Origin of the sequence: Aeromonas sobria, from assembly GCF_000820145.1 — a bacterium.
GTDB lineage: Bacteria > Pseudomonadota > Gammaproteobacteria > Enterobacterales > Aeromonadaceae > Aeromonas > Aeromonas sobria.
In genome coordinates this window covers 168,045-191,606 of sequence record NZ_CDBW01000017.1, presented here as the reverse complement: position 1 = coordinate 191,606, position 23,562 = coordinate 168,045, and the positions used below count along the sequence as shown (strand labels likewise).

Genomic DNA, 23,562 nt, shown 5'->3' with positions numbered 1-23,562 from the left:
AGTACACTTGGCGCCGATTGCCATGCACTTATGGCCGGAATTTGTTAACAGGAGTTGTCATGCTCGATTATCAGGCGCCCCGCGATCTGCTCAAGGATAAAGTCATTCTGGTCACCGGTGCCGGCGACGGGATCGGCCGCGAAGCCGCCCTCACCTACGCCGCCCACGGTGCCACCGTGATCCTGCTCGGCCGCACCAGCGCCAAACTCGAAGCCGTGTATGACCAGATTGAAGCCGCCGGTTATCCGCTGCCCGCCATCGTGCCGGTGGATCTGAAAGGGGCCACCGCCGCCCACTACCGTGGCATGGCCGAAACCTTCGCCCAGCAGTTTGGCCGCCTCGACGGCGTGCTGTTCAATGCCGGTCTGCTTGGCACCCTATCCCCGTTTGAACACATTCAGGAGAAGGAGTGGGACGAGGTGATGCAGGTCAACGTCAAATCGGAATTCCTGCTGACTCAGGCGCTGCTGCCACTGCTGCGCCAGACCGCCAAGGCGCAGGGCGATGCCTCCATTGTCTACACCTCCTCCAGCGTGGGGCGCAAAGGGCGCGCCTACTGGGGTACCTATGCCATCTCCAAATTCGCCATCGAGGGGATGATGGAAGTGCTGGCCGACGAGCTGGAGAACACCGGCGTGCGGGTCAATACCCTCAATCCGGGCGGCACCCGTACCAAGATGCGCGCCAGCGCCTTCCCGGCGGAAGATCCCATGAACCTCAAGACCCCGGCCGATCTGATGCCGCTCTACCTCTACCTGATGGGATCAGACAGCCGCGGCAAAACCGGCCAGACCTTTGTGGCTCAGCCGAAATAAACAGATGGCGCAGCCTAAATAAACAAGTTGCGTGGCCCAGCCCAAATAAATCAATAAAATACCCAGAGTGTTGTGCCGCAGGGATTAAATTGAATAGGGAGCTCCGGCTCCCTGTAGCAGCCCCTGACCATCCTATCTCCAATCAGGTTGAATTATGTTTCGTCCCAAGAGCACGTTTGAGCAATGGCGGATCTTTCAGGCGGTAGTCGATTGCGGCGGCTACGCCCAGGCGGCTGAGGCGCTGAATAAGAGCCAATCCTCCCTCAATCATGCGGTTGCGAAGTTGCAGCAGAGTTTGGGGGTGCCCTTGCTGGAGGTGCGCGGTCGCAAGGCGGTGCTGACCCCTGCGGGAGAGATCTTCCTCAAGCGGGCCCGTCAGTTGAGCCAGCAGGTGGAAGAGCTGGAGAATCTGGCCAACAATTTAGAGCGCCATTGGGAGCCGCAGATCAACCTCTATGTCTCGGCGTTGCAGCCAAGGGATCGCCTCTATCGGGCGCTGGCCAGCTTCTATCCCCGCAGCCGGGGTTGCCGGGTCAATCTGCACGAACGTATTCACTGCCACTTCAATGCCCTGCAACCGGGAGACCTGATGCTCTCCGAGCACCTGCCCGGCGATCGGGCAGGCCTGCCGCTGGACGAGGTATCCCTGCTGCCCCTCTGCGCCGCCAGCCATCCGCTGGCACAGGAGAAGGGCGCGATCCGCAGCGACGTATTGACCGGCCACAACCAGATAAGCCTGCATCCCCCCATTCACCGCTCGGTAGACTGGAACGATGCGGATGACATCGGCTGGAAGGCCACCCACTACCACGAAGTGACCGCCATGCTGCGTCTTGGCCTTGGCTACGCCTGGCTGCCGCGCCATCTGGTGGAGCGGGAGCTGGCGGAAGGTTCACTCATACAGCTGGATCTGGAGAGTGGCAACGAGCGCCACCTCTACACCTATCTGCTGACCCTCTCTCCCGAATCCCTCGGCCCCGCTACCGAACTGCTGCTGCGCTGCCTGCGCAACGAATATCAGAGTGAGTCATCCCAGCTCCCGCACGCCCAGCCCCGGCACGGCAAGTAACAGCTAAATCCCCCGTCAGACGTTGGGCACCCGCCAGCAGGCGGCCAGTGCCACCAGCGCCAATACCAGTGCCACCATAAAGACCCCGTGAAAACTCCACACCTCCGCCACCACACCGGCGATGGCCCCCGCCATAATGGAACCGGTACGGATGCTGTTGGCAAACAGGGTGGTCGCCACTCCTGCCCGTCCCGGCATCAGATCCTGAAAGTAAGACATGCCGATTCCCGCCACTATGCCGATGAAAATGGCATTGAATAGTTGCAGCCCAATCAGGGCGTATTGATCAGTGAGGGTCACCAGTCCGGTATAAAAAAAAGCGCCGGACAACACCGCCAGCAACATCATGGGGCGCTTGCCAAAACGGGCCGTGTAGTAGCCTGCCAGCAACATAAAGGGGATCTCGATGGCAGCGGCAGTGCCCATCAATATCCCTGCGAGCTTCTCATCCAGTCCCAACTCCCGGGTGATATAAAGCGGCATATTGATGAGGTACATGCTGTTGCAGGTCCACATCAGGGTGGAGGCGATAAAGAGCGCCCGCACGGCCGGATCCCGCCAGCTGCTGACCCGCTCGGTCTCTTCAGCCATTTTGGGTAGCGGCAGGGAGGGTAACCAGCGCCACACCACAAATGCGCAGAGCAGATAGGCCAGCGCCGAGGCAAGGTACATCAGCTCGAAGCCATAGCCTATGGCCAGCGCAAAGGCGATGGGCGGGCCTATGACCCAGGCCAGAGAAAATTGAGCCCGCATCACCGAGCTGAACATGTCTGCCCGCTTGTTACGGCTGTCAGAATACTCCCGCGCCAGGGCAAACAGCTGTGGGCTAGCGGTGGCCGCCAGTGCCGCCAGCAACACCCCCAGACTCGCCAATAACCAGTAGTTGCGGTTCCAGGCAAACAGCAGCGAAAGGGCAACTCCGGCAAAACAGCAGCGCAGGATCAGTCGCTTGCGATCCCCCTTGTTGTCGGAGCGATGACCCAGCCACTGGCTGACCAGAATGCCCACCACCGCATTGATGGTGTAAAAAAGCCCCACCAGAACGGGGCGCACCTGCACCTCCTCGGCCAGAAACAGGCTCAAGGTCGGCACCTGCAGCGCCACCGCGACGCCGGTCATGAAGGTCACCGCCAGAAATGAAAGGGACACCGGATCCGGACGTTTTACCGCCGCTATCGACAAGCTCATTGCGTTACCACTGATTGGAAGGAAAAAGGCGGGCCAACTGACTACGGCCGTATAAAATAGCGGCACATATCTTATGTCATTATCAACAGCTGGCTCAAGGTTTGCCCAAGGATTACATCAGCTGGCATGGGACTGTGTACGCCTTGCGACTCGGGCCGTGACCCCGTAGAGTGAACCCCCATCCGACCAGCACAAGGAGTTCGCATGTTTGATTTTGATCGGGAAATAGAGCGCAGTGGCACCATGAGCCTGAAGTGGGACAAGTACAAGGATCAGGATGTGCTGCCCATGTGGGTTGCCGATACCGACTTTGCCTCCCCCCCTGCGGTGGTCGAGGCGCTGACCGCCCGGGTTGCCCACGGCATTTTTGGCTACTCGCGCCCCTCGCCGCGCCTGATCGAACTCATTATCGAACGGATGGCGACCCGCTATGGCTGGGCTATCGAGCCCGAATGGCTGGTGTTCCTGCCGGGCGTAGTGCCCGGGCTCAACCTCGCCTGCAAGGCGTGGAGCCAGAATGGCCGCGGCATTATCACTCCCAAGCCGGTCTATTACCCCTTCCTGCAGGCCCCCGGTTTCAACGACCGTCCGCTGCTCACAGTGCCGATGATTGAAGAGGCAGGCCGCTGGGTGCTGGATCTGGCAGAGCTGGAGCGTCAGGCCCCCGCCGCAGATCTGCTACTGCTCTGCAACCCCCACAACCCGGGCGGCACCATCTTCACCCGTGACGAACTGCTGGCCATCGATGCCATCGCCGCGCGCCACAATCTGGTGATCTGCTCCGATGAAATCCACTGCGATCTGCTGCTGGATAAAAATGCCCGCCACATTCCCTACGGCGCCATCAGTCCAGAAGCGGCCGAACGCTGCGCGGTGATGATGGCCCCGAGCAAGACCTTCAATATCGCCGGTCTGTGCTGCTCCTTCGCCATCATCCCCAACGCCCGTCTGCGCTTCCGGCTGCAGCAGGCGATGCGCGGCATCAGCGCCGATGTCAACCTGCTGGGCTTTGTCGCCGCCGAAGCAGCCTATGAGGGTGGCGAGCAGTGGTTGACCGAGCAACTCGACTATCTGGCGGCCAATCTGGCCCAGATCCAGCAGGCGGTTGCCCGCTGGCCCGGCGTCAAGCTGGCCAGCCATCAGGCTACTTATCTGGCCTGGATCGATGTGAGCGCCCTTGGCCTTGCCGACCCCATCGCCTTCTTCGAGCAGGCCGGAGTCGGTCTCTCACCGGGTGCCCAATTTGGCGACGGCCAGTTCGTGCGGCTCAACTTCGGCTGCACCAGGGCACGGCTGACCGACGCGCTGGCGCGGATGGAAGGGGCGATCCTCAACCACAGCAAGCCCTAGTCAAGCGGCAACGGGATGGGGTCAGCCCCATCCTTTGTTACCCGGCATCGTCAGCCACAGCTCAACTCAGTTAACGGTCAATTATGTCTCTACGGATCTTGCGTCACCTTATTCTTCCCCTCTGTGCGCTACCTGCGCTGCTCCCCCTGAGCAGCCAGGCACTGACCATAGGCACCGGCCCGCTCAATGGCGTCTACTACCCGACTGGCGGTGCCATCTGCCGGGTGCTCAATGCCGGCCATGCCCTCCATGGGGACAGCTGCACCGTGCAGAGCACCCGTGGCTCCATGGCCAACCTCAAGGCGTTGAACAAGGGGGAAGTACAGCTGGCGCTGGTGCAGTCCGATGTGTTGCATCACGCCCTGCACGGCAGCGGCCCCTTCAGCGGGCAGGGCGCCAACCATGAGCTGCGCAGTCTGTTTCGTCTCTATCAGGAGTCGCTGACCCTGCTGGCCGCCCCCAATAGCGGCATCACCACCCTGGCGGATATCGAAGGGAAGCGGGTCTATCCGGGCAACCCCGGCACCGGTGAACAGATCACCAGCAAGGCCCTGATGGCGGCCATGGGGTGGCAGCCGGGGCAGTTTGTCGCCTACCAGCTCAAGTCGAACAGTGAACCACTGGAAGGGCTGTGTGATGGCTCGCTGGATGCCGCCTTTGTGGTCGAGGGTCATCCCAGCCTCTCTATTGGCGATCTCATCAATCGCTGCAAAGTTCGCCTCATCCCCATCGAAGGGGAGCAGGTCGACAAGCTGCTCAAACGTCATCCCTACTACCAGCGCAGCCGCATCGCGGCCAACCTCTATCCGGGGCAGACCAGCTCTCTCAACAATATCGGGATGAGTGCCGAACTGGTGACGCTGGACAGCTTGCCGGACCCCATCGTTCGTACGGTGCGCGATACCCTGCTGGCCCGGGTCAAGCAGTTCAGCCGCCTCCATCCAGCCTTGAGCAAGGTAACCCCCGAGCAGTTGCAGGCCCAAACCGAGCTGCCTTTGCACCCGGGGATGTCGGATCAGCCACCCGAGCCGGTATCACTGACCCCCGAGCAATTAGCGCCAGAACAGTTAACAGTGGCGCCGTTGACCTCAGGTGCAGAGCAAACGGCGGCACAGGCCAGTGCCGCCGAAGGGACGACAACCCTTCCCGACATCCCATCGGATGCCACCGCCACCAGCAGCGCAGCACTGGCCACCGGGAGCGCAGCGCTGGCCACCGAGAGCGCCCCCTTGCCCGAGGCCGCTCTCGAGGTTACCCCTGAGCTGACAACGCCAGCCACCGAGGTTGTGACCAACGCCAGCCTGATCCCCCCGGCCTCCGCCGCTGCGCCAACCGCTCCTGCTGCATCGGCAGCCGTTTCGACCCAGTTGCCACAGAGCGCTTCTGCGGCCAGTGCGCCGCAAGAGCAGGAAAAACAGCCGGCCAGCAGCGCGGTTGCTAGCGAAACCCCACCGCAGGATAAAACTGACGCACCCCTCTCACCCACCACCAGCGCAGCAGCGCCGCTGCAACCCTGAATCGGGCAGCACAGAGAAATGCATCAGGGCAGCCTCGGCTGCCCTGATTGTGAGTGCCCACTTGCGCTAATTGGCTTGTGACTCGTGACAATTGGCTTGTAGATATTGTCGCGCAACCTGACTGCCCTGCTACTGCGCCCCACCCCGGGTCAGATAGGGATTGGGCTTCTGGATCTCCTCCTCCACCCAGTGCAACAACTGCTTGATGGCCCGCGACAGCACCTGATTCTGACGCACCACATAGCCCAGACTGGTGCCGGGAAAATCGCTCAGGCTGGTGACCGGCGCAGTCAGGTTGAGGCGCGGATGCAAGGAAAAATCCGGCACTATGGCGACGCCAAAGCCGGCCTCGGCCCAATCGAGCTGGGCATCCACGCTGCCCACCTCCATGATGCGGCAGGGGGGCAAGGCCAGCAGCGGCAGGGACGGATCGATCACCGCCCGGGTACGGGTGTCATGACCCAACAAGATCAGGGTCGGCTCATCGAGGGGATCGCTCTCTCCCGCGATGGCCCGCTCTTGCCAACGTGCCAGCCCGTGGCCCAGCGCACACCAGGTCACCTGCTGCAGCTCGGTATAGAACAGCGGCTCGCTGCGCTTTTGCGCCATCACGAAGCCCAGATCCGCCTTGCCCGCCTTGACCAGCTCGGCGGCCTGATCCGAGGTAGTGTTGAACAGGGTGAGATCGATGCCGGGAAACTCCCGCTTGAAGCGCTGGAACGGCTGGATCAGCAACAGCCGCGAGATGATGTCACTGGCGGCGATGGCCAGCGTGCCCTGACTCAACTGATTGAGCGCATTGAGATCGGACTGACAGAGCTGCAGCTCGGCGATGGTGCGCTCGGCACTTTGCAGCAATCGCTCCCCCGCCTGCGTCAGCCGAAACGGGCTGCGCTCGATCAGCCGCACCCGGGTCGCCTGCTCCAGCCGCTTGAGATGCAGGCTGACATTGGGCTGGGTCATGTGCAGCTCGGTGGCGGTTTGGCCAAAATGTTGCAATCTGGCCAGGGTGACAAAGGTTTGCAGCCAGTGAATATCCAGCATAAGAGTCCCTCAACCCGCTATTGACGCGGTCTGCACGGCAAAATTGGGCCGTTTGCCGCTTAATTGGCCACCATTATATGGCTTTCTTATCGGAATTATAAAAATAATTAATTTTTCTAATCCGCATCAGGCTCCTAGGATGGACGCCTAACGTCTTAGGAGAAAGAGTCATGTCGTCTATCGTAGTCGTAGGTGCTAACTGGGGTGATGAAGGCAAAGGCCGCATCGTTGATTATCTGGCAGGTCAAGCTGGCGCCAGCATTCGCTTCCAGGGCGGCAACAACGCTGGCCACACCGTGGTCAACGATCTTGGCACATTCAAGCTGCACCAAATCCCCAGTGGCGTATTCAGCCCGGATTGCCTGGTTGTTCTCGGCCCTGGCATGGTGATCAGCCCAGAGAAACTGACCGTTGAGCTTGATGAAGTCAAAGCCTCCGGCGTGACTCCGAAGCTGGCAATCTCTGATCGCGCAACCCTCTGCCTGCCGCTGCACGCGCTGGAAGATACCCTGGAAGAGCTGCGTCTGGGCGATGGCGCCTATGGCTCTACCCGTCAAGGTATTGCTCCTGCCTACGGCGATCGCGTGATGAAGAAAGCGATCCTGGTTGGCTGGCTGAAGCAGCCGGACGTACTGGTCGAGCGCATCCAGTTCATGCTGGACTGGAAACTGCCGCAGATGAAGGCTATCTATCCGACCTTCGAATTCACCCAGACCGCCCAAGAGATGGCCGACTGGCTGCTGGAAGTCTCTGCACCGTGGATCGACGCCGTTTGCAACGTCAGCATGCCGCTCAAAGCGCTGCAGGCAGAAGGCAAGACCCTGCTGTTCGAAGCGCAGCTGGGTGCTGGCCGTGACCTCATCTATGGTGAGTACCCATGGGTCACCTCCTCCCACGTTTCCGGTGCTTATGCCGGTATCGGTGGCGGCCTGCCGGCACTGCGCCCAGAGCGCATCATCGCCGTGGCCAAGGCATTCAGCTCCTCTGTCGGTACCGGCACCCTGCTGACCGCCATGGAGAACCAGGACGAGTTCCGCAAGATCACCAACGAGTTCGGTGCTACCACCGGTCGTCCCCGTGACGTTGGCTACTTCGATGCCGTCGCCACCAAGAACGGTGTTGAGCTGCAAGCGGCGACCGAAGTTGCCCTGACCAAGCTGGACTGCCTGACCGGCCTGCCGGATCTGAAGATCTGCGTCGCTTATGAAGGTGCTCACACCGAGAACCCGATCTGGCCACAGACTGCAGCCCTCAAGCCTGTCTACGAAGTGATGGAAAGCTGGAGTGAAGACATCACCGGCTGCCGCACCTTCGAAAGCCTGCCTAAAGCCGCTCAGAACTACGTGCTGCGCATTGAAGCACTGCTGGGTGTGCCGGTTCCGATGGTTTCCGTCGGCCCGGGCCGTGACGAGATGATCCTGCGCTAAGCAGCCCGCTCATCGTCAAACAAAAAACCGGCATCCATGATGCCGGTTTTTTTATGGCTGCCATTTAGCTCTCGCCCTTGGGTCATCCGATGCTCACCCGATGCAATGGCGCAAGCCAAGCGCCCTGCACTGCCAGGTCAACGTTGGGCTTCACTTCGTTCAGCACCAACCTACGATTTTTAACCCAACATACGGGATGCACACAGCAATCAAAAAGTGCGGTCAAAAATGTGGGTGTCCCAGATGTCGGGACGGAGGGATGGAAACGGGAGCAAGAGAGTTTGATGCCGGTCAAAAAACGAGACATTTCTGATGGCTGTATCACTTTATGGCTCACCTAAGCAGTTTCGTTTGGCTTACCATAGCCATACAGAACCTGTTGAGCTGCGATGGGTTACTGCCAGCGCGGGTCAAGGGAGCATATTGGAAGCTGTGATCCACGGGCGGTAGCGTCTTTCATTTTCGTAGGTTGGCGCAGAGCGCAGCGAAGCCCAACAGGCGAGTATTATTGCGCCAACCAGAGCGGGATAAACATGGATGTCGCAGTTCGGTAAAACAAACTCCAGTTACATTTCTCGGTAAACGTTGGGCTTCACTTCATTCAGCACCAACCTACGATTTTTAGCCCAACATACGGGATGGTTAATGAAGCATGTTGGAATCTGTAATCCACGGGCAGTAACTTGTTTTTGGTTGGTTGGTTGGTTGGTTGGTTGGTTGGTTGGTACCGAGCATAGTGAAATGCAACAAATTCGAACCACAGAAATATGAGTTTGTCTAAAATCTCTCCCAATATTTTCAATGTATCTATTGATCGCTAAATGTCGGGTAATTTTTAATATGGAAATCATGATGAGTGACATAGATATCAAAAAACTTGGCCCTAGCAGCGAATGGCAACTGGGACAAGTTAAATGGTTTGGTGGATATAACAGACAAAAAGAAAGAGATAATAACTTTGGATTTATCTCTTCTTTGATTGGTGATGATATCTATGTTCACCGAGATGCGTTATTTAACACCCCCTCATTAAATAATGAGGACATCGTATTGTATCGCCAAATCAAAGGTAACAATGGTAAGCCTTGCGCTAATGATGTGTTTTTATTCAAAGTCGAAGATATACATATTCCTATAATTGCATTTAAATATTTAAAAGAATCAAAGCAATCATCATTGCTGCGACAAGAAGCATTTAAAAAATACTTATTGAAAATCTATAATGGTTGCTATGGCAAAAATGTTGCGACTAATTTTAAATCACACATCGATAACTTGGCATTATCTCTTGGCTTTAAGGAATTTGTATCACAGCACTATTTGCTAGATTGGGTGACAAGCCAAACAATTGATAAATACGTTGAAGATTATAGCTTAGCCGATGCACTAAACTCCGGCATTCCATTAGAACTAATATCACGCTCAGTCATTGAAAAAATCGTACAAACTGAAGGTTTTTCAAAAATCTTAGCATACATTTCGCCATGTTTTTTTAGTGCTAATTTTATTGAAAAAAATATAGTGGAGTTTAAAGCATGGCTTAATGCTTTGACAGGTACATCTATTGACGCAGAGCCTTCAATACTTGTAAAAATAACGGGTAATCTTATCGATCACCTGTCATTTAATAGCATCCTCTATCTGAGCCTGTATAGGGTGCTAGATATACCGCAAGTGATAGCAAAGTATCACGATAATTTAGCTATTATGGTTAAAGAGTTATATAAAGGTATCGAATCAACTCACGTAGCACCGCTCGTTTGGGAAGCCTATCATTCACTTTATCCCACCATGGCTGATTTTAGCCACCATCCTTTAGTACGAGATTTATTTCTAAAGGCACAGATTAAACATAAGTTTTATAAAAAGGAGTTTCGCCCTATTATAGAAGGATTTTATAAAACCTCAGTAGCAAATGACCCTGAAGTATTTATCTTAACTAAAGCACTTCCCTTGCTACACGCCAGAAAACCGTTAGAGCAGGTAGCCAATACTATATTTAATGAGGTATGGATTGCCTTGCAAAATAAGCGCTTTGATATCAATAATCCAGCAATATTATCACTATTCCCTTCTTGTTCAAGAATGTCAAAGTTGATGGCGGGAAATGACTCTGGCATTAGACTTTCGTGTGAAGCCTTTTACTGGAGAACCGAAACAGAAAGTGAAACAGAGGCAAACTATAATAAATATAATGTCGCTTATAATCGCAAAGGTAAAAAAATCAATACAGAATTGATGACTTACAAGCAAATAATTAACACAGGAAATTATGATCCAAATATATTTCTTTGCCGTTCGAAGCGTTGTGGCGACCCTCAATTTACACCATATTTAGAACGCCATTTTTTAGATTATAGTTTTTACGATTGGTTAGCACACTACGGCTATAGTTATTCATCGGAAAACAAGCCGTTAAAAATTGATTTTGCGGTTAAGTTGGCAGGTTATCTTAATCGAGTAAGAGAGATCTATACCCGCTTACACTGCCGCCAGTGTGGTGTACTGATGACCGCAAATAAAAAATATGCAAAGACAGAAACGTTGATCTATGACGAGTACAAAAATGATTTTGTAATGAAACCGACCCATGCAGCTTATCGCGCCACTGTGTTTCATTGCAATAATCCAGATTGTATTCAATGTGGTAATAATTATTACATTAACCACTGTTTAAACTATAAGTGTTACAATATAATAGACAGTAGAGATTTAACAGCGCAGTGTGATGAAGGCCTGTATATCTGCAAATGTGGTAGTTGTTGCAAGCAACATGCAGAAAAATATGGAAACGTTAACAATGGCGAATCTGAACAGCAAAAATATCAACGTATCTATAGTAAATGAAATGATTTAGTTTATTTTTGACAATATAACTCAGCGAGAACACCATCATCTTAGATGCAAAATGTACAAATATAATAACCCTAACATCAGTTCTCGTAGATTTCGGTCAAAACAATTCCATCTTCATACTCTCATATCAATAAAGGCGACCATCCGGTCGCCTTTTTATTTTATATCGCTTTCCAGTCAGGAAATATTACCGAGCAGGTCGCTTGGCGCCATTCCCTTTGGCCGCAGGTTTGGCACCCGGTTTGACAGAGCCAGCGCGGGTTGGCGCCTTGCCCTTGTGAGCGGGTTTCCCCTGCCCTGCCGGTTTAGCATCTGGAGCTGCGGGCTTGCCGTTGCCTGCCCCTTTCTGCAACTGGCTACCAACCGGTTTGCCATTGCCCGCCTTGCCGCCATGTTTGCTGGCCGCCGGGGCATTAGCTGCGCCAGCCTCGCTGCGGGCAGCACTGGTGCCACGTCCGTTGCTCTGGCCACCAGTGGCCTTGTTACCCGTACCATTACCACCATTGCCACGCTGGTGACTGATGTTGCTATGGCGAGTCAGGGCCGGTTTCAGCCCCTTGTTGGTGCTGCGTGAGGCCACCGCCTCGCCACGCCCTTCTGGCGGCACCAGACAGCCGGGGCCATTGCCAATCAGGTGGCCCTTGCCCATGGCGAGCAGGGCTTCGCGGATCATCGGCCAACCGGCCGGATCGTGGTAGCGCAGCAGCGCCTTGTGCAGGCGGCGACGGCGTTCACCCTTGACCACGAACACATCGCCACCGGTACGGCTCACCTTGTTTAACGGGTTTTTCTCGGTGTAATACATGGTGGTAGCGTTGGCCAGCGGCGACGGGTAGAAGTTCTGCACCTGATCGAGCTTGAAGCGGTTCTCTTTGACCCACAGCGCCATATTCACCATGTCTTCATCGGTGGTGCCCGGGTGGGCGGAGATGAAGTAGGGGATCAGGTACTGCTGCTTGCCCGCCTCTTTCGAGTATTTGTCGAACAGCTCCTTGAACTGGTAGTAGCTGCCCATGCCCGGCTTCATCATCTTGGAGAGCGGCCCCTCCTCGGTGTGTTCCGGTGCAATCTTGAGGTAGCCGCCAACGTGGTACTTGGCCAGCTCCTTGATATAACGGGGATCTTCCACCGCGATGTCGTAACGCACCCCGGAGGCGATCAGGATCTTCTTGATCCCCTTGAGGTCACGCGCCTTGCGATAGAGGTTGATGGTCGGGGTGTGGTCGGTGTCCATGTGGGCGCAGATGGTGGGCCAGACACAGGAGGCACGACGACAGGTCTGCTCGGCCTTGGGGCTCTGGCAGCGCAGCTTGTACATGTTGGCGGTGGGGCCGCCGAGATCCGAAATGACGCCGGTAAAGCCGGGCACCTTGTCGCGGATATCTTCGATCTCTTTCAAGATCGACTCTTCCGAGCGGCTCTGGATGATGCGCCCTTCGTGCTCGGTGATGGAGCAGAAGGAGCAGCCGCCAAAGCAGCCGCGCATGATGTTGACCGAGGTCTTGATCATCTCGAAGGCCGGGATCTTCTCATTGCCATAGGCCGGGTGCGGCACCCGCTGGTAGGGCAGGCCGAACACGCCATCCATCTCGTCGGTTTCCAGCGGGAAGGCGGGCGGGTTGACCCAGATGATGCGATCGCCGTGGGCCTGCGACAGGGCGCGAGCACAGCCGGGGTTGGTCTCGTGGTGCAGAATGCGCGAGGCGTGGGCATAGAGCACCTTGTCCTCTTTGACCCGCTCGAACGCTGGCAGCTTGACATAGGTCAGCTCCCACGGCTTGGGCTTGGGCGGCTGCACCAGCATCGGCTGGGCCTCTTGCGCCGCAGGGGCCGCGTCGGTGGCGTCATCCGAGCAGGGGGCCCCTTCCATATAGGGGTTCATGATGGGATCGATGCGGCCAATCTGGTCGAGCTTGCTTGAATCCACCCCTTTCCAGCCCGGCAGCGGCTCCTTGCGGATCACGGCGGTGCCGCGAATATCCTGCATGGTGTCGATGCTCTCCCCCGCTGCGATGCGGTGGGCCACCTCGATCAGCGGCCGCTCGGCGTTGCCGTAAATCAGGATATCGGCCTTGGCATCAAGCAGGATGGAGCGACGAATGGTCTCGGACCAGTAGTCGTAGTGGGCGATGCGGCGCAGGGATGCCTCGATGCCGCCAATCAGCACCGGCACCTCTTTGAACGCCTCTTTGCAGCGCTGGGTATAGACCAGGGTGGCGCGATCCGGCCGCTTGCCGCCCACATCCCCCGGGGTGTAGGCGTCGTCGTGGCGCAGCTTCTTGTCGGAGGTGTAGCGGTTGATCATGGAGTCCATGTTGCCCGCGGTCACCCCGAAGAAGAGGTTCGGTTTGCCAAGGCGCATAAAGTCATCCTTCGATGACCAGTCCGGCTGGGCGATGATGCCGACCCGAAAGCCCTGGGATTCCAGCATGCGGCCAATCACCGCCATGCCGAAGCTCGGGTGATCCACATAGGCATCCCCGGTCACCAGAATGACATCGCAGCTGTCCCAACCCAGCTTGTCCATCTCTTTGCGGGACATGGGCAGGAAGGGCGCCGTGCCGTAGCACTCGGCCCAATAGCGGGGATAGGAGAAAAGGTTGGGTACCGGCTGCATTTTGAACACCTGGAAAAATTCGGGTCGCGCATTATACCGGTTGCGGCCAAGGGGAGCGATGGCTTTTTGTCCCTATAGATACCGCGGAATAGGCCGCAGCCAGCAATAGCAAGGGCGCCCGCAGGCGCCCTTGTGATGATGAGGCTGACAACTGGCCCCGCTTGGGTTCAAGTCAGGATTCAGGTCAGGGTTCAGGCCAGAGTTCAGGCCAAGGCGCTGATCAGAGCGCCGGAGGGTGCGACTCCCCTGCCCCCTTGGCGGCCAGCGCTTCGTCCACTTGCTGATCCCGCGCGCCGGTCATTCCGGCGCGGCGCGCCAGCAGATGATAGATAGCGGGCACCACCAGCAGGGTGACCAGGGTTGCCAACGACAGCCCGAAGAAGACCACGGTACCCACCGCCATCCGGCTCTCGTAGCCCGCCCCCATGGAGAGCATCAGCGGCACCGCGCCGATAATGGCGGTCAGCGAGGTCATCAGGATTGGGCGCAGACGGCGCACCGAGCCTGCGATGATCGCCTCCTCGAACCCTTCCCCCCGCTGGCGCAGCTGGTTGATGAACTCGACGATCAGGATGCCGTTCTTGGTCACCATGCCGATCAGCATGATCATCCCGATCTGGCTGTAGATGCTCATCTCCTGCCCCGTTAGCCAGAGGCCGAGCAGGCCACCGAAGATACCGAGCGGCACCGTCACCATCACCACCGCCGGGGTCAGGGTGCTCTCGAACTGGGCCACCAGCACCAGATAGACCACCAGCAGGGCGAGGCCGAACACCAGCACCATCTCCCCCTGATTGTCGCGGTAATCCTTGGAATCACCGGCGTAATCCACCGTCATGCCGGTGGGCAGGTTGGCGTTGGCCCAGCCATCGAGGAAATCGAGGGCCTCACCGAGGGTGTGATCCGGGTGCACATCGGCAGTCAGGGTGATCGCCTTCTGGCGCTGGTAGTGGTTGAGGCGGTTGGCGGTCGCCACCTGCTTGACGGTGGCCAGAGTCGAGAGACTGACCATCTCGCCGTTGGCGGCCTTCAGGTAGATGCGACCGAGATCCGAGATGCCGTTGAACTCGGTCTGATTGCCGCGCAGGTAGACGTCATACTCCTCGCCCCTGTCCACATAGGTGGTCTTGCTCGCCCCGCCCAGCAAGGTCTGCAAGCTGTTGGCCACGGTGGAGACCGGAATGCCAAGCTGGCTGGCGCTGTCGCGATTGATGGTCACCTGCAGCTCGGGGGTCTTCTCGGCATAGTCGAGATCCGGGCTCAGCATCAGGCCGCTGGCCAGCGCCGCCTTTTGCAGTGCCAACCCTTGCTGGTAGAGCTCGCCATAGTCGTTACCCTGCAGCACAAACTGCACTGGCGCGGTGGAGCCGCCCCGGAAACCGGGCTGGAAGGTGCGGATCATCACATCGGGAATGCCGGAGAGCTTGGCGCCGAGCGAACGGGAAAACTCGGTGGCAGTGACGTCGCGATCGGCCCAGTCGGTGAGCTGGATGATCACCATACCGGTCTGATCGCCGCCACGGCCAAAGGCGGGTGTACTGAAGCTCAGCGCCTGCACCACCCCTTTGCCGAGCATCGGCATGATGGCGGACTCCACCTGCTGCATGTTGCGCTTCATCCGCTCGATGCTGGTCCCCTCTGCCCCCTTGACGAAGACATAGATGACACCGCGATCCTCGGTGGGGGTGAGGCTGGTCGGCAGCTGGGTAAACAGGGCACCGATACCGCCCAGACAGAGCAGCAACAGCAACGGCATCCAGCGGGAGCGACGCAGCACCCAACCCAGCAGGTGGCGATAATGCCCCTCCAGCCAACCGAGCCCGCGATCGAGCCCGGCGGTCAGCCGGTTCGGTTTATCGAGCGGGCGCATCAGCCAGGAGCCCATGGCCGGGGTGAGAGTCAGCGCCACCAGCGAGGAGCAGAGCACTGCCAGCGAAAGCAGGATCGCAAACTCGGTAAAGAGCCGCCCCACCATGCCATCCATAAAGGCGATGGGGACAAACACCATCACCAGCACGGCGGTGGTGGCGATCACCGCAAAGCCCACCTCGCGGGTGCCGTGCCAGGCGGCCAGCAGCGGTGGTTCACCCCGCTGCAGATGGTGGTGAATATTCTCCACCACCACGATGGCATCATCCACCACCAAGCCGATGGCCAGAATCAGCGCCAGCAGGGTGATGAGGTTGATGGAAAAGCCAAAGTACCAGGCGCCGATAAAGGCGGAGATCAGGGACACGGGTACAGTGATGGCCGGGATCAGCGTGGTGCGGGCCTGCCCGAGGAACAGATAGAGCACCGCCACCACCAGCACGGCGCAGATGGCCAGGGTCTCGTACACCTCGTCGATGGCCTGCTTGATAAAGATGGTTGAGTCGTAATCGACCTCGAGCTTGGCCCCCTCCGGCAGGAAGCGCTGCATCTCGCCAAGTTTCTTCTCAATCCCCTGCGCCACCGCTAGCGGGTTGGCGGTGGACTGGGCGACGATGCCGATACCCAGACTCTCTTTGCCGTTGCGCTGATAGGCGCTGTCTTCGTTCTTGGCCCCCACCTCCACGTCGGCGATATCGGCCAGATAGACGCTCTGGCCGTTGGCGGCTGTGGTGACTTGCAGCTGCTGGAAGTCTTCCGCTGTGTGGTAGAGACGGGCGATCTGCACCGCCATGGTCATGGAGTTGTTGCGGATCTCGCCACCCGGCAGCTCGATGTTCTCCCGTTTGAGGGCATCTTCCACATCCGCCACAGTGATGCCACGGGCCGCCATGTCGGCGGGCCGCAGCCGCACATACATCACCTGGGTCAGGTCACCGGAGAGCGCCACTTCGCTCACTCCGTCCACCAGACTCAGGGGGTCGACCAGCACCCGGTTGGCGTAGTCGGTCATGGCGGTGCGATCCATCTGGCTGCTGCTGAAGTTGAGCCAGATCGCCACATCGCCACTGCCGCTGTCCTTGGTCACCAGCGGCTCGTCCACGTCATCGGGCAGCCGTGGCCGGGCGCGGGAAAGGGCATCGCGCACATCGGAGATCCCCTCCACCATGTTCCAGCCGAGCTTGAACTCGACGGTGATCATCGAGCGCCCCTTGCGGGTCATGGAGTTGATGTTCTTGATGCCGCTGATGCCGGAGAGCTGATCCTCGATGGGCTTGGTGACCTGACTCTCCATCACCGAGGGTGCCGCCCCCTCATAGGTGGTGGTGATAGAGACCGACGGGGTCTGCACATCGGGCATCTCCCGTACCGTCAACTTGGAAAAAGCCACCAGCCCGAACACGGTGAGCAGGGCGCTGAGCACTACCGCCACCAGCGGGCGGCGTACTGAAATATCGGAGAGCCACATCAGCCGTTCACCTCGGCCAGATCGCGCACCTGCACCCCATCACGCAGATTGACCAAGCCCTCGACCACGATGCGATCGCCGACTTTCAGCCCCTCGGTGACCCAGACGGTCTCCCCTTCGGTCTCGCCGAGCACCACCGGCACCCGTTTGACCCGGCCATCGGCCTCGAGACGGTAAACAAAGCGCTGCTCACCGGCGTACTCCACCGACTGGGCGGGGATCAGAGTGAGTTGCTGGGCGGGCAGTGCCAGCGCCACGTTGAGCAGCATGCCCGGACGCAGCTGGCCGCTGCCATTGGGGATCATCACCCGCGCCTTGATATTCTGGGTATCGTTGGAAACGCGGCTATCCAGAGTAGTGAGGGTGCCGCTAAAGTGTTGATCCGGCCAGGCGGTACTGGTGGCGGTGACCGCCATGCCCGGCCGCAGCAGGGAGAGGTAACGCTCTGGCACCGCCAGATCGAGGCGCAGTTTGTCGATCTCGTCCAGATGCAGCAGGGTATCGCCACTGTTGACCAACGCCCCTTCGCTGAGATCAATCAGGCTCACGGTGCCGGCAAACGGCGCCCGCAAGGTGCGCAGGGAGAGCTCATAACGGGCGGCATCGAGGCGCGCCTGCACCTGCGCCACCATGGCCTCCTGCCCATCCAGCAGAGATTGGGTCACGGCGCCACGGGCGACCAGTTTACGCATCTCCCCCAGCTTGCGATTTTCATCCCGCAGGCTGGCACTCTGCTCAGCCACCGCCGCCTGCTGCTTGCCGGTATCCAGCGCAATCAGGGTATCGCCCTGGTTGACCTGCTGACCCGACTGCACCGCGATCTTGACGATGCGACCGGTCACCTCGGGGCTGATCACCACCGAATTGTTGGCAACCAGTTTGCCCACCAGTTTGAGGGTCGGCTCGGCCAGGCTCTGCGCGACCGTTTGGCTACGAATATTGACCTCTCTGGTCGGGGCTTTGGCGGCGGGTTGGCTGTGGCGCATCGTCCAGACAGCAGCAATCACAATCAAGAAAAGGCCCACACCGAGCCAGATACGCATTTTCATCGAACGATCCATGAAGAGTTGGAAGGTAAATCCAGATTGGGGCCATTTTAGCCCCATACTATGCCGTAACTATGTATAAATGTGACAAAACGTAACAGGAGAGGGGCGAGATCACTGCGCTTTGTGTAGTTCAGTTTGTTTTCAGTCTTCTTCACATACACTAACGACACTTTTCTTCGCAAACACAGATCCCTGCCTATGCCGATGATGTCCGACCGAACCGCCCTCTCACGCCTGACCCTGTTGCTGCTGGCACTGGTCATCCTGCTGGTTGGTCTGACCCTGCGGCAAAGCCTGAAACAGATAGAACGCCTCTACCAGAGCGATACCCTCAACAGCGCCATCTACCTGCGGGACCAGTTCAAGCAGACCGAGGTATTTCTGGAGGCAATGCGCGGTCAGGCCGAAGAGCGACTGCGCAGCGACCCCCAGTCAGTGCTCACCCGCCAGCTCTACCATCATATTCAGCCACTGCCTGATCAGGGACTGGTGCTCGACCATCTGCCCGCTGAGCTGCCTGCGGGACTGGCGGGTAACCTAACGGGTGAGGGGCCGCTGCCGCCACCGGGCAGCGAACGGGAGGCGAGTATGCATCTGGCCCTGAGCCTCTCCCCCTTGCTGGCCACCGCCAGCCAACGCTTGGGCAAAGAGATTGCCTGGGTCTATTTCACCGGGGTGGATAACTTCATCTATCTCTACCCCTGGGTCCCCTCCAGTCGGTACCGGTTTTCCTACAACATCTATGAAAAACACGCCTGGCAGGATGCACTGGCCACCCCCAACCCGACCAAAGCGACCATCATCTCCCGCCCTTACGAGGATTTCGCTGGCCTTGGCACCATGATCACCCTGTCGCAGCCTCTCTACCAAGACGACACCCTGGTCGGCATGATCAACATCGATATCTTGCTTGCTCACCTGCAGCAGCAACTCAATACCCTGACTCCGGCACTCGGCAAGTATCTGCTGCTCAATCAGTACCAGCAGGTGCTGGCCAGCAGTACGCCGCAGCCCGTGGTGCCGAAAAACGCCGAGCCAACCGCAGAGTACCAGTGGCGGGAAGGGGCATTGCAACTGACCCTGGCGATCCCGGACACCCCCTTGCGGCTGGTACACAGCGTTACCCTGCTGCCGCTGGCGTGGGCCATGCTCTGCCAGTCAGCGCCCCCCCTGCTCGCCATCCTCTTTATGCTGCTGGCGGTGCTCTCCAACCTGAGATCCCATCGTCTCAACCAGCGGCTTAACTATCTCTCCTGTCATGATGCCCTCACCGGCGCCTTCAACCGCCACTATCTGGCGCAGCTGGAGCAGTCGGGCGAGCTGACGCGACAGCGGCCGGGGATCCTGATGTTCGATGCGGATCACTTCAAACGGGTCAATGACAACTTCGGCCATGCGGTGGGCGATATGGTGCTGATCCGGCTGGTGCAGCTCTGTCAGCAACAGCTAAGAAAACAAGACTGCCTGATCCGCTGGGGGGGCGAAGAGTTTTTGCTGCTGGTCAACGATTGCAACGAAACGCAGCTCGCCGACATGGCGGAGCGGCTCAGAACAGCCGTGGCCGGTAATGACTGGGCAGCCATTGAACCTGCACTGGCGGTGACCATCAGCCTCGGCTATCACCCCCACGCAGATGGCACCCCGCTCCAGGAAGCGGTGCGCCGTGCCGACGCGGCGCTCTATCAGGCCAAGGCTAACGGCCGCAACCGCAGCGAAAAATGGCAGGGTGACGCCTGATAACTCTCGACGTAAGCTGATGGCTTCAACCCTTTTTGGAGGAAAGTCGTGCCACGTAAACCCCGCGTAGGGCTCGCTCTCGGGAGCGGTGCCGCCAGAGGATGGGCCCACATCGGCGTCATCCGCGCTCTTGAGCGTCTCGGCATCAAACCGGACTTGATCGCTGGCTGCTCCATCGGCAGCTTTGTTGGTGCTGCGTATGCCGCCGGAGAACTGGATCGGCTGGAGTCATGGGTACGCGGCTTTACTCGCCTGCAGGTGGTCAGCCTGCTTGATCCCGCCCTCTCTGGCGGGCTGTTTCGCGGCGAAAAGGTGTTTGGCCTTGCTGCCAACCATCTGGGCAACCCGGAGCTGGAGTCCCTGCCTATCCCCTTCGCCTGTGTCGCTACCGAACTCGATACCGGCCGCGAGATCTGGCTGCAACAGGGCCCGCTGCGCCAGTCGGTGCGCGCCTCCTGCGGCATGCCGGGGATCCTGACCCCGACCCGGGTCAACGACCGCTGGCTGGTCGATGGCGCCGTGGTCAATCCGGTGCCCATCTCGCTGGCCCGCGCCATGGGGGCCGAGGTGGTGATTGCGGTCAACCTCAACACTGACATGCACCAGCCCTGGACCGATGAACCGGATCAACCGGGCAGCAGCGGCCTGCTCAGTCAGTGGCTCAATAGAGGGGAGACGCCCCCCGCCACGCCCGGTCTGTGGAGCGTGATGAGCGGCGCCATCAACGAGGGGGAAGCCTGTGTCGAGCGCAACCTCGATCAGCTCAAGGATGAACTGAGCCGCCTCGGATTGCTGTGATCCTCACGCCAATCGCACCAACAAAAAGAGCGCCTTGCGGCGCTCTTTTGCTATGACCAAACTGCGGGTTTAGAACAGCCCCAGCCCTTTGAGCATCACGATCAGGATCAGCATCGGCGATACGTAACGGATGATAAAGAACAGTGGCTTGAGGATTGGCAGAGCCAGCTCGCCGCCATTGCTCAGGGCATCGCGCATCTTCTCCTCGCCCCATACCCAGCCCACAAACAGGCAGAGGAAGATACCGCCCAGCGGCATCAGGATGTTGGAGGAGAGGTAGTCGAACAGATCGAAGAAGGTCTTGCCCGCAATCTGCACATCCGCCAGCACGTTATTGGAGAGCGCGCAGGTGGAACCGACCGCACCCAGCACCAGCAGGTTGATCAGGGTCGCCTTGGGGCGGCTCATCTTGAAGCGCTCGGAGAGCACCGACACCGGCACTTCCAGAATGGAGAGCATGGCGCCGGTAGCCGCGATGGCTGACAGCACGAAGAACAGCACCATGAACACATGGCCAAACGGGATGCTGGCAAACACCGCCGGAATGGTGATGAACAGCAGCGAAGGACCGGCGGTCGGCTCGAATCCGAAGGCAAACACCGCCGGGAAGATGGCGATACCGGCCAGCATGGAGACGAACAGGTCGGCGCACATCACCCGGAACGCGGTGACCGGAATATTCTGGTCATCACGGAAGTAGCTGCCGTAAGTCATCATGCAGCCCATGCCGATGGAGAGCTTGAAGAAAGCCAGCCCCATGGCTGTCAACACCACCCCTGCGGTGATCTTGGAGAAATCTGGCGAGAAGAGGAAGGAGAGACCTTCGCTCGCCCCCGGCAGGGTCAAACTGCGGACACCAATGATCAACAACAGAATAAAGAGCACCGGCATCAGCTTCTTGGTAACAGCTTCGATCCCCTTGGAGACCCCCATCAACAAGATGCCGCCCATCAGGGCCAGTACCAGCCACTGCCACAGCAGGCTCTGCAGCGGGTTGCTGATCAGCGCGCCAAACGCCGCGCCGGTGACCTTGGGATCGGTGGAGAGAATGGAGCCGTCGATCGCCTTGAAGATGTAGGCAAACACCCAGGCCGCGACTTCCGAGTAAAAAGACATGATCAGGAAGGCTGCCAGCACCCCCATCACCGCAATCAGCCACCAGGGTTGGCCCTTGGGAGCCAGCTTGCTCAGGGTAGTCACCGCGTCGGTTTTGCTTTTGCGGCCCAGCATGATCTCGGAGATCATCACCGGCAAACCGACCAGCAGGGTCGCGATCACGTAGACCAGCAAAAAGCTGGCGCCACCATTTTCACCGGTCAGATAGGGGAATTTCCAGATATTGCCGAGGCCGACGGCTGAACCAAGGGTAGCGGCAAGGACGCCGAATTTACTGGTAAAGCCGTCGCGGGCCTTGGGAGGTGTTTGACTCATGCTTGTCTCACTTAATTTCGCATCATGCGAGATGAACCGGGTTTTGATGGTAGGAATTTTCTGAGGTTTATGGTGGTTTGCCAAGATTTTTTGAGCAAAAGCCCTATATAGAGCACAGATAACGAAAATGCAGGAGCCAGGATACTGATTAACAGGCAAAAAAATGCCGCCCGAAGGCGGCATTTCTATTCACATTGATGATCACGCCTTGGCGAGGTCATCCGGTCCAATCTGGCCGATTTCGGCGACTTTTTTGTCTGCCAGCAGCCAAAGGGTGAACTTGTGCAGATCCGGGTGGTGAGCCAGGGCAACCAGGAAGGCGCCACCCACTTCACGATAACCCAGCTCGTAGTTCTTCAGCGTGGTGGGGGGAACACCCAGCAGATCAGCAAACTTCGGACGGCTCAAACCAACCGCTTCGCGGATCTGACGGATCTTCTTGCCAACAGTGACGATATTTGAATTCATAATGTTCCATACTCCGTTTTTGGCGGATTTACTCCGCCTTATTTTTCGCGACGACTCGTAGTCAAGTGTATCAGTTTTGTGCGGACTCGTTATGGTCGAGCCTCTATCTTTATGAGCACCTTTCGGCGACAACCCTTGTCTTCATCGCGGATGGTAATCGCTCAGCCGCTTCAGGTAAACAGTCTCGAAGAGAAACCCATATTGTGGCCACCCTAATAACTCGTATAATCTGCCGGCTACCCATAAAGAGGAATAAGTATGGCGTTTCCCGGCATTATCTCTCGCCTGCACTCCGTTTCCAGCTCCGCAGAACTTCAGCGACAACTCCATCAAGGTGAACAATATCGCGCCGAAGCATTCTGGCTCCCGGGCATGTTGCACAGCCAAGCCAACGAGGTCTTGGTGACCCTGTCAGACAAGTGCAGCCTGTTTTTAGAACTGGACCACCAGGAGTTGCCTCTGCGCAGCCACGATGGAAGATTGCATAGCAACGGCCAGATTATCACCGTCAATGGACAAACAATGACCTTGGCAACCACCCCGGGTGATGGTGGCCTGGTACCCGAATCTGGCATGGCCGAGATGGCCGTCTGGCTGGAAGCGGGACACCACCATTTTCTCTGTTCAGCTGCGGTTCAGCCAGTGGCGCGGGCCATCCTCAATATCTGGCCATTAGACCCCTATCTGGCACGCCATTTTTTGACTGGTTTCACCCCCCTGTTACAGGGTGCAACGGAGGCAGATTACCTCGCGGTCTTTACGGCCAGAGAATATCCAGCCAACCCGCATTCTGACTGGGTTCAGGCCTATATGAAGCTTGAAAAGAAACTGCACCGAGCCTATTTGGATCACTAATTAA

Annotated in this window: 16 protein-coding genes; 9 read left to right on the top strand and 7 right to left on the bottom strand. The window is 58.0% G+C overall.

What is annotated here, in order from left to right; translation table 11 throughout:
- Positions 1-59 precede the first annotated feature (59 nt).
- Positions 60-815: a YciK family oxidoreductase gene (locus tag BN1135_RS09495; RefSeq protein WP_005334909.1), complete on the top strand. Its 756-nt coding sequence runs from the start codon at positions 60-62 to the stop codon at positions 813-815.
- 154 nt (positions 816-969) lie between these two features.
- Positions 970-1,884 carry a LysR family transcriptional regulator gene (locus BN1135_RS09490; protein WP_042020588.1) on the top strand — a complete coding sequence of 305 codons (915 nt, stop codon included), beginning with the start codon at positions 970-972 and terminating at the stop codon, positions 1,882-1,884.
- Between the two features lie 15 nt (positions 1,885-1,899).
- Here BN1135_RS09490 and BN1135_RS09485 read toward each other — a convergent pair whose 3' ends face one another.
- On the bottom strand, positions 1,900-3,072 hold the full coding sequence (locus BN1135_RS09485; protein WP_042020585.1) for an MFS transporter: 1,173 nt from the start codon (positions 3,070-3,072) through the stop codon (positions 1,900-1,902).
- A gap of 204 nt (positions 3,073-3,276) precedes the next feature.
- Here BN1135_RS09485 and BN1135_RS09480 point away from each other — a divergent pair, with 204 nt between their 5' ends.
- A complete protein-coding gene (locus BN1135_RS09480) occupies positions 3,277-4,422 on the top strand; it encodes a MalY/PatB family protein (RefSeq protein ID WP_042020584.1) in 1,146 nt (381 codons plus the stop codon).
- An 83-nt stretch (positions 4,423-4,505) separates the two neighbouring features.
- A complete protein-coding gene (locus BN1135_RS09475) occupies positions 4,506-5,939 on the top strand; it encodes a TAXI family TRAP transporter solute-binding subunit (protein WP_042020582.1) in 1,434 nt (477 codons plus the stop codon).
- 129 nt (positions 5,940-6,068) lie between these two features.
- Here BN1135_RS09475 and BN1135_RS09470 read toward each other — a convergent pair whose 3' ends face one another.
- Positions 6,069-6,983: a LysR family transcriptional regulator gene (locus BN1135_RS09470; RefSeq protein ID WP_042020581.1), complete on the bottom strand. Its 915-nt coding sequence runs from the start codon at positions 6,981-6,983 to the stop codon at positions 6,069-6,071.
- Between the two features lie 170 nt (positions 6,984-7,153).
- Here BN1135_RS09470 and BN1135_RS09465 point away from each other — a divergent pair, with 170 nt between their 5' ends.
- Both BN1135_RS09465 and BN1135_RS22075 read left to right on the top strand, forming a co-directional pair.
- Complete coding sequence (locus tag BN1135_RS09465; protein WP_042020579.1) at positions 7,154-8,410, top strand: adenylosuccinate synthetase; 1,257 nt, start codon at positions 7,154-7,156, stop codon at positions 8,408-8,410.
- 852 nt (positions 8,411-9,262) lie between these two features.
- On the top strand, positions 9,263-11,257 hold the full coding sequence (locus BN1135_RS22075; RefSeq protein WP_139245083.1) for a hypothetical protein: 1,995 nt from the start codon (positions 9,263-9,265) through the stop codon (positions 11,255-11,257).
- A 196-nt stretch (positions 11,258-11,453) separates the two neighbouring features.
- On the opposite strand, the gene BN1135_RS09460 is transcribed toward BN1135_RS22075, so the two are convergent.
- The 3 genes from BN1135_RS09460 to BN1135_RS09450 all read right to left on the bottom strand — a co-directional run bounded on the left by BN1135_RS09460 (position 11,454) and on the right by BN1135_RS09450 (position 18,269).
- Complete coding sequence (locus tag BN1135_RS09460; protein WP_042020577.1) at positions 11,454-13,883, bottom strand: YgiQ family radical SAM protein; 2,430 nt, start codon at positions 13,881-13,883, stop codon at positions 11,454-11,456.
- 220 nt (positions 13,884-14,103) lie between these two features.
- Complete coding sequence (locus BN1135_RS09455) at positions 14,104-17,220, bottom strand: efflux RND transporter permease subunit (protein WP_042020575.1); 3,117 nt, start codon at positions 17,218-17,220, stop codon at positions 14,104-14,106.
- Positions 17,220-18,269: an efflux RND transporter periplasmic adaptor subunit gene (locus tag BN1135_RS09450; protein ID WP_042020574.1), complete on the bottom strand. Its 1,050-nt coding sequence runs from the start codon at positions 18,267-18,269 to the stop codon at positions 17,220-17,222. Before BN1135_RS09450 ends, BN1135_RS09455 begins: the two co-directional genes overlap by 1 nt.
- Before the next feature lie 198 nt (positions 18,270-18,467).
- Here BN1135_RS09450 and BN1135_RS09445 point away from each other — a divergent pair, with 198 nt between their 5' ends.
- Positions 18,468-20,006 carry a sensor domain-containing diguanylate cyclase gene (locus tag BN1135_RS09445; RefSeq protein WP_042020573.1) on the top strand — a complete coding sequence of 513 codons (1,539 nt, stop codon included), beginning with the start codon at positions 18,468-18,470 and terminating at the stop codon, positions 20,004-20,006.
- A gap of 48 nt (positions 20,007-20,054) precedes the next feature.
- The gene (locus tag BN1135_RS09440; RefSeq protein WP_042020572.1) at positions 20,055-20,804 is read left to right on the top strand and encodes a patatin-like phospholipase family protein; all 750 of its coding nucleotides are present in this window, start codon (positions 20,055-20,057) and stop codon (positions 20,802-20,804) included.
- A 69-nt stretch (positions 20,805-20,873) separates the two neighbouring features.
- Here BN1135_RS09440 and BN1135_RS09435 read toward each other — a convergent pair whose 3' ends face one another.
- A complete protein-coding gene (locus BN1135_RS09435) occupies positions 20,874-22,235 on the bottom strand; it encodes a sodium-dependent transporter (RefSeq protein ID WP_042020571.1) in 1,362 nt (453 codons plus the stop codon).
- A 201-nt stretch (positions 22,236-22,436) separates the two neighbouring features.
- Positions 22,437-22,703 (bottom strand): helix-turn-helix domain-containing protein, encoded by a 267-nt coding sequence (locus BN1135_RS09430; RefSeq protein ID WP_005338367.1) that lies wholly within the window; start codon positions 22,701-22,703, stop codon positions 22,437-22,439.
- Between the two features lie 258 nt (positions 22,704-22,961).
- On the opposite strand from BN1135_RS09430, the gene BN1135_RS09425 reads away from it, so the two are divergent.
- The gene (locus BN1135_RS09425) at positions 22,962-23,558 is read left to right on the top strand and encodes a hypothetical protein (RefSeq protein ID WP_042020570.1); all 597 of its coding nucleotides are present in this window, start codon (positions 22,962-22,964) and stop codon (positions 23,556-23,558) included.
- The last annotated feature ends 4 nt before the right edge of the window (positions 23,559-23,562 follow it).